12 protein-coding genes are annotated in these 15,227 nt (G+C 74.7%); 7 read left to right on the plus strand and 5 right to left on the minus strand.

What is annotated here, in order from left to right; genetic code table 11:
- The first annotated feature begins 340 nt into the window (after positions 1-340).
- The 5 genes from OG335_RS32985 to OG335_RS33005 all read left to right on the plus strand — a co-directional run bounded on the left by OG335_RS32985 (position 341) and on the right by OG335_RS33005 (position 9,135).
- Entirely contained in the window at positions 341-1,258 is a 918-nt protein-coding gene (locus tag OG335_RS32985; RefSeq protein ID WP_405014805.1) for an adenosine kinase, read from the plus strand.
- On the plus strand, positions 1,255-2,751 hold the full coding sequence (locus OG335_RS32990) for a GMC family oxidoreductase (protein WP_405014806.1): 1,497 nt from the start codon (positions 1,255-1,257) through the stop codon (positions 2,749-2,751). The genes OG335_RS32985 and OG335_RS32990 overlap by 4 nt, the downstream gene beginning before the upstream one ends.
- 213 nt (positions 2,752-2,964) lie before the next feature.
- Positions 2,965-5,046: a radical SAM/SPASM domain-containing protein gene (locus OG335_RS32995; RefSeq protein WP_405014807.1), complete on the plus strand. Its 2,082-nt coding sequence runs from the start codon at positions 2,965-2,967 to the stop codon at positions 5,044-5,046.
- 206 nt (positions 5,047-5,252) lie between these two features.
- Positions 5,253-6,290, plus strand: a complete 1,038-nt coding sequence (locus OG335_RS33000; RefSeq protein WP_405014808.1) for a serine hydrolase domain-containing protein — start codon at positions 5,253-5,255, stop codon at positions 6,288-6,290.
- Positions 6,291-6,426: 136 nt separating this feature from the next.
- Entirely contained in the window at positions 6,427-9,135 is a 2,709-nt protein-coding gene (locus OG335_RS33005) for a lectin-like domain-containing protein (protein ID WP_405014809.1), read from the plus strand.
- A gap of 142 nt (positions 9,136-9,277) precedes the next feature.
- Here OG335_RS33005 and OG335_RS33010 read toward each other — a convergent pair whose 3' ends face one another.
- From OG335_RS33010 to OG335_RS33020, 3 genes are read right to left on the minus strand one after another with little or no spacing between them, the layout of a single operon-like run.
- Positions 9,278-9,535, minus strand: coding sequence for a hypothetical protein (locus OG335_RS33010; RefSeq protein WP_405014810.1), 258 nt, complete (start codon positions 9,533-9,535; stop codon positions 9,278-9,280).
- Positions 9,522-9,821 carry a DUF6400 family protein gene (locus OG335_RS33015; protein ID WP_405015609.1) on the minus strand — a complete coding sequence of 100 codons (300 nt, stop codon included), beginning with the start codon at positions 9,819-9,821 and terminating at the stop codon, positions 9,522-9,524. The genes OG335_RS33010 and OG335_RS33015 overlap by 14 nt, the downstream gene beginning before the upstream one ends.
- A 58-nt stretch (positions 9,822-9,879) precedes the next feature.
- The gene (locus OG335_RS33020) at positions 9,880-10,539 is read right to left on the minus strand and encodes a lysophospholipid acyltransferase family protein (RefSeq protein ID WP_405014811.1); all 660 of its coding nucleotides are present in this window, start codon (positions 10,537-10,539) and stop codon (positions 9,880-9,882) included.
- 349 nt (positions 10,540-10,888) lie between these two features.
- On the opposite strand from OG335_RS33020, the gene OG335_RS33025 reads away from it, so the two are divergent.
- A complete protein-coding gene (locus OG335_RS33025) occupies positions 10,889-12,226 on the plus strand; it encodes a sugar ABC transporter substrate-binding protein (RefSeq protein ID WP_405014812.1) in 1,338 nt (445 codons plus the stop codon).
- Positions 12,227-12,295: 69 nt separating this feature from the next.
- On the opposite strand, the gene OG335_RS33030 is transcribed toward OG335_RS33025, so the two are convergent.
- Both OG335_RS33030 and OG335_RS33035 read right to left on the minus strand, forming a co-directional pair.
- Positions 12,296-12,961 (minus strand): response regulator, encoded by a 666-nt coding sequence (locus tag OG335_RS33030; RefSeq protein ID WP_405014813.1) that lies wholly within the window; start codon positions 12,959-12,961, stop codon positions 12,296-12,298.
- Positions 12,958-14,253: a sensor histidine kinase gene (locus OG335_RS33035; RefSeq protein ID WP_405014814.1), complete on the minus strand. Its 1,296-nt coding sequence runs from the start codon at positions 14,251-14,253 to the stop codon at positions 12,958-12,960. The genes OG335_RS33030 and OG335_RS33035 overlap by 4 nt, the downstream gene beginning before the upstream one ends.
- A 252-nt stretch (positions 14,254-14,505) precedes the next feature.
- Here OG335_RS33035 and OG335_RS33040 point away from each other — a divergent pair, with 252 nt between their 5' ends.
- A complete protein-coding gene (locus OG335_RS33040; RefSeq protein WP_405014815.1) occupies positions 14,506-15,210 on the plus strand; it encodes a DUF4386 domain-containing protein in 705 nt (234 codons plus the stop codon).
- Positions 15,211-15,227 lie beyond the last annotated feature (17 nt).

Consider the following 15,227-nt stretch of genomic DNA (forward strand, 5'->3'; position numbering starts at 1 on the left):
TCGGTCCGGCTCCGTGTCCGACCAACTCCGTGTTCGACGGGGTCTGAGCCGGAGCGGTTCCGGGCCCGCCCGGTGCCGCCCCCGAGCGGGTCGGCGTCCGACCGGTCCGTGTCCGACCGAGTCCACGTCCGAGCGATGTCGTACCGCGTGCGGCCCTGAACCGCACCACCGTGCAAGAGTTTGCCGGAACAGCCTGCAAGTTCTTGCCTTCGTTGCGGCCGCCTGCTTGACTCACCTGTCGGCGGCGGCAGTTGACCTCCGGCCGGACCGCCTCCCCGCCGGCCCCGCCCGGCCGACGCCCGGCCTACTCCCACCCTTTCCGCACCTCTGAGGAGCACCGATGAGCACCGAGACCGACATCCTCGTCCTGGGAGGTGCCGGCGTCGACACGATCGTCCACGTCCCGCAGCTGCCGCTCCCGTACGCCGACAGCTACATGCTGCCCGCCATCGAGCGGCGGGCCGGGCAGACCGGCGACTTCGTGGCGCTCGGCGTGAGCGCGCTCGGACTGCGCACCCACCACATCGACATGCTCGGCGACGACCACGAGGGCGACCTCGTCCGCGCTCTCCACCGCGACCGCGGCATCGCCCTGACCGAGGTGCCCGCGCCGAACGGCACCAAGCGCGCGGTCAACCTGGTCGGCCCGGACGGGCGCAGGCTCTCGCTCTACGACGACAGCCGCGCGCACGAGGCGGACCGGCTTCCCGAGGCGACCGTCCGGGAGCTGGCCGCACGGACCCGCCACGCCCACGTCTCCATCACCTATCCGTGCGCCTTCGCCCTGCCGGTGCTGCGCGAGGCGGGCGTGACCATCTCCACCGACCTGCACAACTGGGACGGCGTCAACGACTACCACGAGGCTTTCGCCTACGAGGCCGACCTGGTGTTCGTCTCCACCACCGCCCTCCCGAAGCCGGAGCAGACCCTGCGGCAGATCGCCGAGCGCGGCCGGGCGAGGATCGTCGTCGGCACAGCGGGTGCGGACGGCTCCTACCTGCTCGTCGACGGGGAGCTCACGCACATCCCCGCGGTCGTCCCGCCGGCACCGGTGGTCGACTCCAACGGCGCCGGGGACGCCTACGCGTCCGGCTTCCTCCTGGGCTGGCTCTCCGGCGAGACCCCGCAGCGCTCCGCCCTCTTCGGGGCGATCGCCGGTGCCTACGCCTGTACCGTGCCGGGCACCCGCACCGACTGCATCGGCCGCGACGAACTGCTCGCCCGCGCCGCGGAGCCGGAGTCCGGGGGTACTGCGTGACCGACACCCCGGCCCGCGCCGGATCCGACGTGCTCGTCCTCGGCGGGGGAGTCGCCGGCTGCGTGCTGGCCGCCCGCCTCTCCGAGGATCCCGGCCGGACCGTCCGCCTGGTCGAGGCGGGCCCCGACTACGGACCGCACCTGCACGACTGGCCCGACCAGGTGCGCAACGCCCGCGCACTGCCGCGCGGCGACGTGTGGGAGCGCAACACGCCCGTCCACCGCATCCGGGGCCGCATCCTCGGCGGCTCGTCCTGCATCAACGGCGCCTGGAACACCTGGCCGCCCGGCCCCGACCTCGACGCCTGGGCCCGGCTCGGCGGCCCGCGGTGGTCGGAGGAGGGGCTGGAGCCGTACCGCCTCCGGGCGATCGACCGGATGCGCCTGCACGCCGTGCCCGACCACGAGATCTCGGCGTGGAGCCGCAGCGTGGTCACGGCGGCTGCCGAACTCGGTTACCCCGAGGTCGACATGGGCGCGCCCGGCGGTCCCGGCCACGGCACTCCGCTGCTCAACGCCGTCGACGGGCTGCGCTGGAACGCCGCCTTCGCCTACCTGGACGAGGAGGTGCGGGCCCGGCCGAACCTGACCGTCCTTGCCGGTGCCACCGTCGACCGGCTGGACATCGCGGACGGCCGGGTGCGCGGCGTCGTCGTCGAGGCCGACGGGCGGCGCGAGACCCTCGTCGCCGACGAATACCTGCTGGCCTGCGGCACGTTCGGCTCGCCCGCCGTGCTCCTGCGCAGCGGGATCGGGCCGGCCGCGCACCTGGAGGCCGTCGGGGTGCGCCCGACGGCCGACCTGCCCGGGGTCGGCGCGAACCTCGTCGACCAGCCAGGCGCGTTCGTGCCGATGGCCCCGACCGACGAGCTCAACGCCTCCCTCGCCGCCAAGGAGGCGACCGGCGACCTCTACGTCAACCGCACGCTCGTCAGGGCGGCCAGCGAGTACTGCACCGACGGCTCCTGGGACCTGCACATCGTGCCGACCGCGGGCCCGCCGCTCTTCGGCAAGCTCCCGCCCGGCCAGTACGAGGCCGGATTCTCGGTGCTGGTGATGAAGCCCGTCTCACGCGGCCGGGTGCGGCTGCGGTCCGCCGATCCCGCGGAGGCGCCGGAGATCGACCCGGCCTTCCTCACCGACCCGCAGGGGCGCGACGCCGCCGTGCTGCGCACGGGCCTGGGCATCGTCGAACGGCTGCTGGAATCAACGGCGTTGAAGCACCTGGCCGTCCCCGTGCCGGGGCAGTCCGCGAGTGGGCTCGCAGCCCAGGACCTCCGCGGGCGGCTGGGCACGTACTGGCACCCCGTGGGCACCTGCGCCATGGGTGCCGAGGGCGACCCGATGGCGGTGGCCGACGGTGCGGGGCGGGTGCGGGGCGTGTCGAACCTGCGGGTCGTCGACGCCTCGCTCCTGCCGACGGTGCCGGCCGCGAACCCCCAACTCCCCGTGCTCGCCGTCGCCGAGATGCTGGCGGACGTCGTCGGGTCCTGACCCGCCCCGGACCGTCCGCCCCCCCGCCGCCACCCCTTGCCGGTCGGGCCGGTTCCCTCCGGCCCGACCGGGACTGGCTCGTGAGTCTGATGTGCCATCAACCATCATGCCGAGCAGTCCACTTGGATCGAAGAAGCGCCCTGCAGGAGCCTGCAGACACCACCTGAGAGATCTCGTCGTCGTCGACGACGCCGTACGGACGGAAAGACAGCCGTGACACCTCGCACAGCACCCGCGACCGCCGCCGCACCGGGCTCCCTGCAGTCGGCCCGCTTCTACATCACCTTCCGCTGCAACTCGCTCTGCGGCTACTGCAACGTCTGGCAGGACGACAAGTTCAAGGGTTACCAGGAGCTCACCCTGGAGCGCGGTCGCGAGATCCTCGACCAGCTGCACGCCCTCGGCGTCCGCTACGTCGACTTCACCGGCGGCGAACCCGTCCTGCACCCGCACATCAACGGCATCGTGCAGTACGCCAAGGCGCTGGGCATGGCCACCGAGATCACCAGCAACGGCATCCGCTTCGCCAAGCACATCGACGAGATCGTGCCGTACGTCGACACCATGAACGTCTCGCTCGACACCCTGCAGCCCGACCGCTACCGCCGGATCCGCGGCGTGCCCACCCTCGACCGGGCCCTCGACGTCATCCGGCGCATCGCCGCCACCGGCTCGGGCAACCTCAAGCTCATCTGCGTCGTCACCCGCGAGAACGTCGACGAGGTGCCCGAACTCCTGCGCTTCGCCCAGGAGAACCGCGTCACCATGTACTTCTCCACCATGTTCGAGTACTTCGACGAACAGGACACCGTCCGCGACACCAACCGGACGGCGCGCAAGCTCAAGCTCGTCGAACAGAACGGCAGACCCGTCGACGACCGCCCGTCACCCTGCGGCAGCGGCGCCTCCGCATCCGGCGCCCCCGCGTCCGGCGCCATCGCCGCCGAACTCCTCGGCCTGCTCCACCAGCCCTTCGCCGTGCTCAACCTGCACTTCCGCAAGTACGTCGAGAGCCTCGACCCGCTCGCGCCGACCGACTGCTACGCCAACAAGCGCATCCTCACCATCGGCCCCGACGGCCGCCTCGTGCTGCCCTGCTACCACGCCTTCGACAACTCCGTGGAGTGGGACCGCGACCTCGCCGAACTCGTCCAGGACGAGGAGTTCCTCCGCGTCCGCGACGAGGAGGTCGGCCATCGCTCCGAATGCCGAGGCTGCACCGTCTTCCCCTACATCGGGCTGTCGTTCAGCTACCGCTTCGACAAGACCTTCCTCTACCAGGCGTTGTCGGAGGAGATCGTCAAGATCAAGGACCGGTTCGCCAACCCCCTCCACCCCCGCCTCGCCCTCGACCACGAGGCCCTGCAGCGCAGATACGCCGACCTCGAACGCCTCATCGACCACGAGCTGCCCGCACCCCGGCCGCCCGCCTCGCCCGACCTCTTCTACCGCTTCGAGGTCACCCCCGGCGGCATCCGCACCGAACTCGGCGCCGCCACGACGAGCCTGGCCGAACTCCTCGCCGACCACCTGCACGAGTACTGCTGGGGCATCCAGCGCTCCCCGCACCTGTGGATCCGCCTCGTCTACCGCGACCTCATGCCGCTGCTGCACCAACTCACCGAGGCCGGACTCGTCACCGACGACGCCTGGGCAGACACGGTCGCCGCCCTCTACGAGACCCAACTCGCGTGGTGGCAGGGGTATCTGGCCCGCTACTTCCGCGGCGGCGAGACCCTCGACCCCGCCGGCCCGGCCGCGGTGCTCACCCGCTTCGTCGAGCGCACAGCCGCCCTCCTGCCCGACGCCCCGCAGTCCGACCGCATCCGCGAGATCCTGCTGCACGCGGGCTGCGTCCTGGGACTGCCGCCGGAGTCCCTCGCGCCGCTCGCCTCCCACCGGCCCTTCCCGGAGGCCGCGCTGACCGCCAAGCACCTGCTGCTCACCGCCTCCGACGCCGACCTGCCCCGCTACGCGGACCTCCTCCCCGCCGAGGCCGCCGCGCTGCTCCGCCACGTCGCCGGGCAGCGCGTGCCGCACCACCCCGCCACGGACCCGCGCCGACCGGACCCGGAACTCTCCGCGCTGCTCGCCCACGAGAACGGTCTCGACCAGGCCACCGCGGAACGCCTCGCCGTGGCACTGCGCGTGCCCCGCACCGAGGAACGACGGACCGAACTCGCGGACGGCCTGCTCGCCCACGAACTGCGCGACCCGCACCTCGTGCGCCGCCACGGCGCCGAACTCCGGATCCGCGCACAGCAGTGGCAGCGGGACGCCCTGCCCGTCGGCTGACCGCGCACGCGGCGGTGGGGCGCCCACCGGCCCCGCCGCACGCTCCCGCCGCCACCTGCACCCGCACCCGCATCACCACGCACGCGCACGCTCCCGCATCCGTACGATCCCGCACCCACCTGCACCCGCACCCGCGCCGGCCGCGCCCGGTCCCGCCCCGCGACCGCCCTGCCGGTGCCGCCGCCACCGCGGCTAGGCTGGCAGCCATGGGGACGATCGACCTGGCGGGGACAGCGCGGAGCACCGCCGGCCAGGTGGCCGATCAGGGTGTGGGAGCCGTGGTCGCCGTCCTCGCCGACGGCCGCAGCGAGATCCACGGCGCCGGCCGTACCGGAGCCGACCAGGGACCACCCGACAGCCGGACGGTCTTCGAGATCGGCTCCGTGACCAAGGTGTTCACCGCGCTCGTGCTGGCCCGCGCGGTCGGCGACGGGCAGGTCGCACTCGACGAGCCCCTCGCCGACCTGCTGCCCCCCGGCACCCGCGTCCCGTCCCGCGACGGCGAGCAGATCACCCTCCAGCACCTGGCCACCCACACCTCCGGACTCCCCAGGCTGCCCAGGGGCATGCGGATCCCCGCCCTGCTGCGCCCGGGCAAGCCGGACCCGTACGCCCACTGCACCCCGGCCGTGCTGCTGCGCGGGCTCGCCACCACGCGCCTCGGAGCGACGCCCGGCACGCGCTTCCGCTACTCCAACCTCGGCGCCGGGCTGCTCGGGCTGGCCCTGGCCCGACGGGCCGGCACCGGCTACGCCGACCTGGTCGCGGACCGCCTCACCCGTCCGCTCGGGCTCGACGACACCGCGGTCGGCCTCGTCCGGCCCGGCCGCATGGCGCAGGGCCACACACCGCGCCTCCGGCCCACCGTGCCGTGGGACCTCGCCGGCCTCGCGGGCGCCGGCGGTCTGCGCTCCACCGCCGCCGACCTGACGGCCTTCCTGCGGGCCCACCTCGACCCGCCGGCCGGCTGGGCCGCCGCTGCCGTGCGGCTCGCCCGTGCGGTCGAGCACCCGCAGAACCCGTTCGCCCGGGCGCACCTCGGCTGGTTCTCGCACCGGCTGCACGCCGGCCAGGGCGGCCACCTCCAGGTGTGGCACAACGGTGGCACGGGCGGCTTCGCGTCGTTCGCGGGGTTCGACCCGGAGAAGCGGGTCGGAGCCGTCGTCCTCGGCAACACCCGCCGCTCGGTCGACCGGGAGGGGTTCGGTCTCCTGCGCACCCTGCAGGACGCGTACACCGCCTGACAGCCCGTCACGCCGCCCGTGGACACGCCCACGGGCGGCTCATTCGGGCTCCTGTTCGACCGGTCGTTCGTAGGCTCGCCCTTCCCCCGCGTCCGCTACGGCCGGTGGGCAGATCCGAGCGACCGGAGGGAACGACATGGCATCAGCAACGCCCCAGAGGCGCAGGTTACGAGGACTGACGGGCGCGCTGCTGACCGGCGTCCTGTCCGCCGCCGCCCTCTCCGGCGTCCCGCTGCCGGGCGGGGCCGCCCTCGCGGCGCTGCCCACCGGCGGCACGGTGATCGTCGACGAGACGTTCCAGAACGACACCGTGCCCGACCCCTCCTGGGAGCCCCTCGGGCGCACCTGCCTCACCGGCGCGGCGCCCGGCAGCACGCCCGCCCCCGACGCCGCCCAGATTCCGCCGTGCCCGGCGAACGGCGCCGGGCCGCCCCCCACCCCCGGTGTGACCCCCGGCTACCTCCAGCTGAACGACGCGAGCGGATTCGTCGGCGGCGCCCTGCTCTACCGCCGCCCGGTGCCCGCCGCCGCCGGGCTCTCCGTCACCTTCGAGCAGTACCAGTACGCCGGCACCGCGGCGCCCGGCGACGGCATCGGCTTCTACCTCGTCGACGGCGCCACCCCGCTCGACGGGCAGGGCGCCGACGGCGGCAGCCTCGGCTACGCCCAGCGCAACCTTTCCCCCGGGGTCGTCGGCGGCTACCTCGGCGTCGGCCTCGACGCCTACGGCAACTTCTTCGACGACGGCGAGAACCGCGGCGCCGACTGCCCGGTGGGCCAGCAGTCGCCCGTACAGGTGGACGGCCCGGTCGCCCCGAACGTCGTCACCCTGCGGGGGCCCGGCAACGGCACCTCCGGCTACTGCTACCTCGCGTCGACCACGGTGCCCTCCGCCGACCCGCAGAGGCCGACCTCCACCCTGCCCGGCACGCTCAGCGCGCCGTTCGGCACGACCGACCCGGCCGTGGCCAAGCGGTCCGTCAACGTCCAGATCACGCCCGCCCCCTCGCCGCGGGTGATCGTGCAGATCGACTTCCAGGACGGCAACGGCTGGCAGCAGGTGCTCGACCAGCCCGCCCCGCCCGGCACGCCGTCCACGTACAAGTTCGGCTTCAGCGCCTCGACCGGCGGCAGCACCGACGTGCACCTCATCCGCAGCGTCAACGCCGCCAGCATCCTGCCGCTCGCCCGCCTCGACCTCGTCAAGCAGGTCGACCGCTCCGGCACGCCGCTGCCCGCCGAGATCACCGCCGGCACGGTCATCCCGTACCAGTACGTGGTGACCAACGGCGGGTTCGACACCCTGACGGGCCTCCAGGTCTCCGACGACCGCCTCGCGCCGGTCACCTGCCCCGCCACCGAACTGCCGCCCGCCCCCGCGCAGGGCAGCACGATCGTCTGCACCGGCACGTACACCGTCACCGACGCCGACGTCGCCGCCGGACAGGTGGTCAACACCGCCACCGCCCGGGCCGCCGACCCGGGCGGCACCGCCGTGCGCTCCGGACCGTCCTCCGTGACGGTGCCGTTGGTCTCGTCGCTCGCCCTGACGAAGTCCGTCACCACCCCGGCCCCGCACACCGCCGGGCAGACCGTCGGGTACGCGTTCACGGTCACCAACACCGGCGGGTCGACCGTCTCGACCCTGGTCGTCCGCGACCCGGTGATCGGCGCGGACTCCGCCACCGGGGCCATCTCCTGCCCGGTCTCCGTGCTCGCCCCGGGCGAGAGCACCACCTGCACCGGCAGCTACGTGCTCACCGCCGCCGACCTCGCGGACACCGGCACCTTCACCAACACCGCGACCGCCACCGGCCAGACGCCGATCGGACAGACCGTCACCTCCCCGCCGGCCAGTGCCACGGTGGGCGAGGTCGCCGACATCGCCGTCGCCGTCACGGCCGACCCCGCCGCGCCCCCCGTGCCGAGCGACGTCACCTTCACCGTCACGGCGACGAACAACGGACCGGACGACGCGACCTCGGTGATCCTCTCGAACCCCGTGCCGTCCGGCGTGACGCCGGTCTCCGCCACGCCGTCCACCGGCACCGCGTACGACTCGGCGACCGGGCGCTGGAGCGTACCGGCGCTGGCCGTCGGCGCCTCCGTGCAGCTGGTGGTGGTCGTCCGGGTCACCACGACCGACCCGGTGACGGACACCGTGCAGGTCGTCTCCGCCGCCCAGACCGACCCGGTGACGGACAACAACACGGCCTCCGTCACCGTGCGGCCGGTGCAGCCGGTGCAGACGGTCGACATCGCGGTGACCAAGACGGTCGACGACGCGATGCCGGAGCTCGGACAGGAGGTCGTCTTCACCGTGACCGCCGCCAACGCAGGCCCCGCCGCCGCCACCGGTGTCACGGTCACCGACCTGCTGCCCGCCTCTCTGGCGTACGTGCGCTCGGACGCCACCGCCGGCGGCTACGACCCGGCCACCGGCGTCTGGACGATCGGTGCCCTCGCCGAAGGCGACCGGGCCACCCTCACCCTCACCGCCCGGGCCGTCGCCACGGGACCGGCCACCAACACCGCCGCCGTCGGCACGGTGGACCAGACCGACACCGACCCGACGAACGACCGGGCCGACGCCTCCGTCCTCGTCGAGAACGGCCACCCGGGCCCCGACCCGACCTGCCCGCCCGACCCGCACCCGGGCGTTCCCGGCTGGCCGGGTCACCCCGGCCACCCGGGCGAGCCGTGGGGCCCCGGCGACCCGGGAACGCCCGGCTGGAGCCACGCGCCGCACCCGAGCACGAGCCCGAGCCCGCAGCCCGGGCCGGACAGCCCGGGGTCGGGCCGTCCGGGGTCTGCGAGCCCGGAGGTGCATGCCGGACACGCGTGACGCACCACCCTGCCGAGGCGGGCCGCCGCGAGGTGGCCCGCCTCCGCGCATCCGGAGCGCGTCACGGCCGCCGTGGTGCCGTCACGCCGTCGCGCCGCCGTATTCCGAGCGGGCCGGTGCCGCGGTGCCGCGGTGCCGCGCGTCAGTGCGCGGACAGCCTGCCGGTGATGCGGTTCCAGAGGGAGCGGGTCGCGCCGAAGCCGGTCTCGTGCGACCAGACGTGGGTGCAGCCCGGGCACTGCAGGTGCAGCAGGCTGCCGGTGTTGGAGAGCAGGTAGCGCCAGTGCTCGGTGCAGCTGCGCCGTTCCGCGCACGGGGTGCAGTCGGCGGCTTCGCTGCAACGGGGGCAGGCCACCCAGGCGCGTCGGCCGATGTCGGCCTGCGGGTCAAGGGGCAGCACGGCCGCTCCTCCGGTCGGGCAGGACACCGGCGGCGACGAGGTCGGCGTAGAGGCGCTCCTGCTCGGCGTCGAGTCCCGAGTAGAGCAGGTCGTACGCCTCCTCCTCGCCGCGCAGCACGGCGATCGGGTCCCAGTCGGGGCCGAGCGCGGCCATCACCTGGGCCCGGCGGAGCACCTCCTGGGCGGTGAGGTCGACGGTGAAGTCGACGAGACGGGCCTCGTCCGGCTGCGGACGGCCGGGCGTGGGCGCTCCGGCCTGGTCTCCGGGGTCACTGGGGCGGTGCATGGACATGGGGCCGAACTTAGGTAGACCTTTCTTCCCGGTCAAGGGGGAGTGGGGGGAGTCACAGGCGGGCGGGCGCCGCGTCCACCCGGGCGGACGCGGTGCGCCACGCCTCGGTGACGGCCCGGTGCGCCGCGGCCGTCGCCGCGGCGGTGTCGCCGGTCAGCCGGACCGGCGCACCGACGTGGACGTGCAGCGCCGGGCGCCGCAGCGGCGCCGTGGCGAGGCCGGCGAACTGCTTGGCCGTGCTGCCCGAGCTGAGCCGCCGGGCGCCGCACTGGCCCAGCGGCACCACCGGTGCGCCGGTCGCCGCCGCGAGCCGCGCGAGCCCGGTGCGGAAGGTGCCGGGCGCGGTGTCGGCCGGGTCCTTCCGCCGGGGCAGGCCGCCTTCGCCGTAGATCAGCACCACCCGGCCGTCGGCGAGGGCCGCGGCGGCGGTGTCGAGCGCGTCGGCGGCCCGGACGGTGCGGCGGTGCACGGGGATGTGGCCGCCGTCGCGCAGCGCCCGTCCGAGGACGGGGATCCGCCAGAGACCGGCGGTCGCCATCACCGCCGGGTCGGTGCCGAGCCGGTGCAGGGCGGCGAGCACCACGCCGGGGTCGGCCAGTGAGGAGTGGTTGGCCGCCACGATGCTGCCCGCCGGGACGGCGCCGGCCAGGTCGCTGGTGACGGTGAGGCGGCCGAGGAGCGGCACCAGGGCGGTGGCGAGGCGGCTGAGCACGGGGTGTCCTTCGGGCCGGGTGGCGGGCGGTCCGGGCCATCCTCCCGGAAGGCCGTCCCGGGCCGCCTGAGTAGCCGTACTCGGATCCGGGCGCGGTGTGCGGGCCGTGCTTCGTGAGCGTCCCGCTTCTGCTGTGCACGTGCACAGCCTCTTGGCGTCGGTATCACGCTGATAACCATGCCTTCTGAGGCATTGACACCTGACATTCAGGTTTCCGTATTGTGAACGTGCACATCACGGTCGACGGCTTCGTGGGCAGTCCCACGTACGCCTCCGCCACCGCGGCCCCCACGCCGCCGCCGTGCGCGAGCCGTCGCCGCCCCACCCAGCCGCCGTTCCGGGAGTCCCCATGCACCGCCGTCGCCTGCTCCTCGCCGCCGCACTCTGCGGCACCCTGCTCCTCACCGCCTGCTCCGGCGGCGCGGCGGATCCCGCGGCCGACGGGCCGGTCGAACTGACCTACTGGGCCTGGGCGCCCCACATGGACAAGGTCGCCGAGATCTGGAACGCCTCCCATCCGGACATCCACGTCACGGTCGAGAAGCAGGCGTCGGGCGACAGCCTCGTGCCGAAGGTCGTCAACGCCGTCAACGTCGGCGTGGCCCCCGACCTCGTGCAGGCCGAGTACCAGGCGCTGCCCACCCTGGTCGCCAACGACGTCCTGGTGGACATCGCCGACCGGACCGACGGCCTCGGCGGCCGATTCGCCCCGGGCGTCTGGCAGCAGGTGACGCTCGGCTCCGACGCCGTGTACGCGGTGCCGCAGGACACGGCCCCGCTCGCGCTCTTCTACCGGCAGGACCTCTTCCGGCAGTACGGCCTCGATGTGCCCACCACCTGGGCGGAGTTCGCCGACACCGCCAGGGAACTCCGCAGGAAGGCGCCGTCCAGGAGGCTGACGACCTTCTCCGCGGGCGACCCGGGCCTCTTCGCCAGCCTCGCCCAACAGGCCGGAGCCACCTGGTGGACCGGATCCGGCCGCACCTGGAAGGTCGCGCTCGACGACACCCCGACACGGAAGGTCGCCGACTTCTGGGGCGGCCTCGTCGGGGAGGGCGCCGTCGACAACCGGCCCATGTACACCGACGAGTGGAGCAAGGCCCTCGACGAGGGCACCCAGATCGCCTGGGTCTCCGCGGTCTGGGCCCCGGGGGTGTTCACCAGCTACGCCCCCTCCACCAAGGGCAAGTGGGCGATGGCCCCGCTGCCGCAGTGGAACGCCGGCGAGTCCGTCACCGGCAGCTGGGGCGGCTCGACGACCGGGGTCACCGCGGGCGCCGCCAAGGCCGGACACACCGACGCCGCCGTGGAGTTCGCCACCTGGCTGAACACCGACCCGGCGGCCGTCGCCGCCCTGGTCAAGGAGGCCGGCATCTACCCGGCGGCCACCGCCGCCCAGACCGGCGGCGCCCTCGCCACGGCACCGGACTTCTTCGCCAACCAGCCCGACTTCTACACCAGGGCCGCGGAGATCGCGAAGACCACCGCCCCCGCCGCCTGGGGCCCGGACGTGGACGTCGCGTACTCCGCCTTCAAGGACGCCTTCGGCAAGGCCGCGCAGGACAGGAGCGACTTCTCCGCCGCCCTGACCGCCGTCCAGCGGTACACCCTCGCGGCCCTGCAGCGGGACGGCTTCACGGCCGCCGGGCAGGCGTCGCGCCGTCCGAGCGGGGCCGCGTCCCGCTGAGGCGGCGCCGGCCGCCGCACCCGGCCGGAGAGCCGGAGAAGTCCTCGCCGCAACCGGGCTGACCCGGCGTCAGCAGCCCGGCGGCGGCCCGGCCTCGTGCACGTGCCGGGCGACCTGTACCCGGTTGGAGACCTCCAACTTGGCGAACACGCTGCCGACGTGTGTCTTGACGGTCGCCAGACCCATGGCCAGCGCCTCCGCGATCTCCGCGTTCGTCAGCCCCTCGGCGATTGCGGCCGCCACCTCCCGCTCCCGCCCGGTCAGCCGGGAGAGCAGCGTGCGGGCCGCGCGACGGCGGGAGTCGTCGGCGGTCGCGGTGACGGCACTGATCAGTCGCGTGGTGACCCGGGACGACAGGCTCGGCTCGCCGCGCGCGGAGCGCTGCACGGCGAGCACGAGTTCGGCGGGCGGCGTGTCCTTCAGCAGGTAGCCGACCGCGCCGTACCGCAGCGCCGTCAGGACGCTCTCGTCCGTGTCGAACGTGGTGAGGATGACGGTCCGTACGGCCGGACACCGCTCCCGCAGGCGCCGGGTGGCGGCCAGGCCGTCCATCCGCGGCATCCTGATGTCCATCAGGACGACGTCGGGCGCCGTGCGGACCGCGAGGTCCACCGCCTCCTGCCCGTCGGACGCCTCGCCGACGACCTCGACCTCCGGGGCACCGTCCAGGATCATCCGCAGGCCGGTCCGGACGAGCGGATCGTCGTCCGCCAGGACGACGCGGACCGCGCTCACGCCGGCCACGGCAGACACGCGCGCACCACGAACTCGCCGCTCTCCGTCGCACCGTGCTCCAGCGTGCCGCCCGCCAGCCGCGCCCGCTCGTCGAGTCCCGTCAGGCCGACCCCGGCCGACGGCAGGTCCGAACTCCCTGCGAAGCCCCGTCGGTTGCGGACCTCGATCGCCAGCCGGCCGCCGGGGGAGCCGTCCAGACTGACGTCCACCGGTTCGTCCGGCGCGTGCTTGCGGGCATTCGTGAGCGCCTCCTGCACCACCCGGAACGAGGCGCCGGACAGCACGTCGGGCAGCAGCCCGCGCCCCGGCAGCGTGCCGCCGGGCAGCCCGGAGGTGTCGAGCCGGACGACCGTGCCCGCCTCCCGGGAGTCCGCCAGCAGCGCCGACAGCTCGGCCAGGGTGGGCTGCGACCGGTCCGGCCGGTCCCCGGCCGTGCTGTCGCCGCTCTCGGGTCCGTCGCCGTCTTCAGGTCCGTCGCCGTCGCGCAGCACCCCCAGCACGTCCCGCAGTTCGGCGAGGGCGAGGCTCGCGTTCGTCCGGATCGTCTGCGCGGCCGTCGTGATCTCGGCGGGGCCGAGGTCCTCGCGGTAGACCAGCGCGCCGGCGTGCAGCGCCACCAAGGAGATCCGGTGGGCCAGTTGGTCGTGCATCTCGCGCGCGATCCGGGTGCGTTCGGCGTCACGGGCGGCCTGCGCGGCCAGCCCCCGGGCCCGTTCGGCGGTGCGGGCCCGCTCCTCCAGCGAAGCGAGCAGGTCGCGCCGGGCCCCGAGCAGCGCGCCGGTCGCGGCGGCGGCCGTGACGATCAGCAGCGTCACGGCGGCGCTGCCCACCACCGCGAGCGCGCCGCCGCCGCCCGGTGCGAGCGCGCCGGGCACGAACCACGGCCGGTAGACGCCTTCGGAGAGGGCGCCCGCGGCGGCCGCCACCGAGCCCGCGGCGAGGAGCGCCCCGCGGCGCGGCCGGGCCGCCGTCGACGCGACGGCGATCACCGCGGGGCCGAGCGCCGAGACCGAGGCGGTGCACGCGGCGAGCGCCAGGCAGGCGACGGCGAGCGAGTGCCGGTGGCGGACGGTCAGGAGGGCGGCCGCGGCCGCGCCCAGCAGCAGGTCCACCAGGAGGGCGGCCCCGATCCGGTCGCCGTCCGGGCCCGGTGGCCGCCCACCGAGCAGCACGGCGGCGTAGACGAACCACACGGCGGCGCCCACGGCCGTGGCGAGGAGGAGCCGCCCGGCCGTCGACCGGGCACGGGACGGCGGCGGGTACTGGTGCTGCGGCAGGGACGGTGCGGTCACGGGGGCCAGCGTAGGGCGGCCGTCCCCGGTGCCGCCTCCACCCCGGGGTGGAGGCGCCGTCCACCCGGCAGGGGAGGTGCGGGGCACGCCGACGGTGCACCGTGGACCCGCCGGACACGGCCGCCCCGGAGCGGCCGCGGCGGGCGGTACGGCATGCCGCCGTCTGCGCGCCTCCCGGCACCGGGGCCGCCGGCCCCGACGCACAGCGGCCCCGCCCCGGAGCGCCGCACGACACGGAGCGGAGAGACGGACATGAACACCTTCAGGGGGACGGCGACGGCCACAGGGGCGCTGTACATCCTTGCAGCGGCCGCGTCGATCGCGGGCCTGCTGCTGTACGGGCCCGTCCTCGACGACCCGCTGTACGTGGTCGGCGGGCGCCCGCACGGCGCCGAACTCGCCTCCGGCGCACTGCTGGAGATGCTGCTCGCCTTCTCGGTGATCGGCACCGGGGTGGTGATGTTCCCGGTCGTCCGGAGGCTCAGCGAGAGCGTGGCCCTCGGCTACGCCTGCTTCAGGCTGCTGGAGGCGGCCGTGATCGTCGTCGGCGTCGTCTCCGTGCTGTCGGTGCTGACGCTCGGCCGTGACTTCTCGGCCGCCGCCGACCCGCAGCCGGCGGCGTACCTGGGGGCGGCCCGGGCGCTGGTGGCCGTGCACGACTGGACGTTCCTCGCCGGCCCCAACCTCGCCCTCGGCCCGAGCACGCTGATGATGGGATGGTTCCTCCACCGCTCGCGCCTGGTACCGCGGTTCATCGCGGTGATGGGCATGGTCGGTGGCCCGCTGATCTTCGCGTCGGCGGTGCTGGTGCTCTTCGGCGTGTACGAGCAGATATCCCTCTGGGGCAGCCTGGCTGCGCTCCCGGTGTTCGCCTACGAGATGGCCTTCGCCGTCCGGCTCGTCGTCCGGGGCTTCGACCGGGCGGCCGTGGCCCGGCTCCTCGCCCGGGAGGCGTGAGCCCGCCCCCCGCCGCG

It is taken from the genome of Kitasatospora sp. NBC_01539 (assembly GCF_045040525.1).
Taxonomy (GTDB): Bacteria; Actinomycetota; Actinomycetes; order Streptomycetales; family Streptomycetaceae; genus Kitasatospora.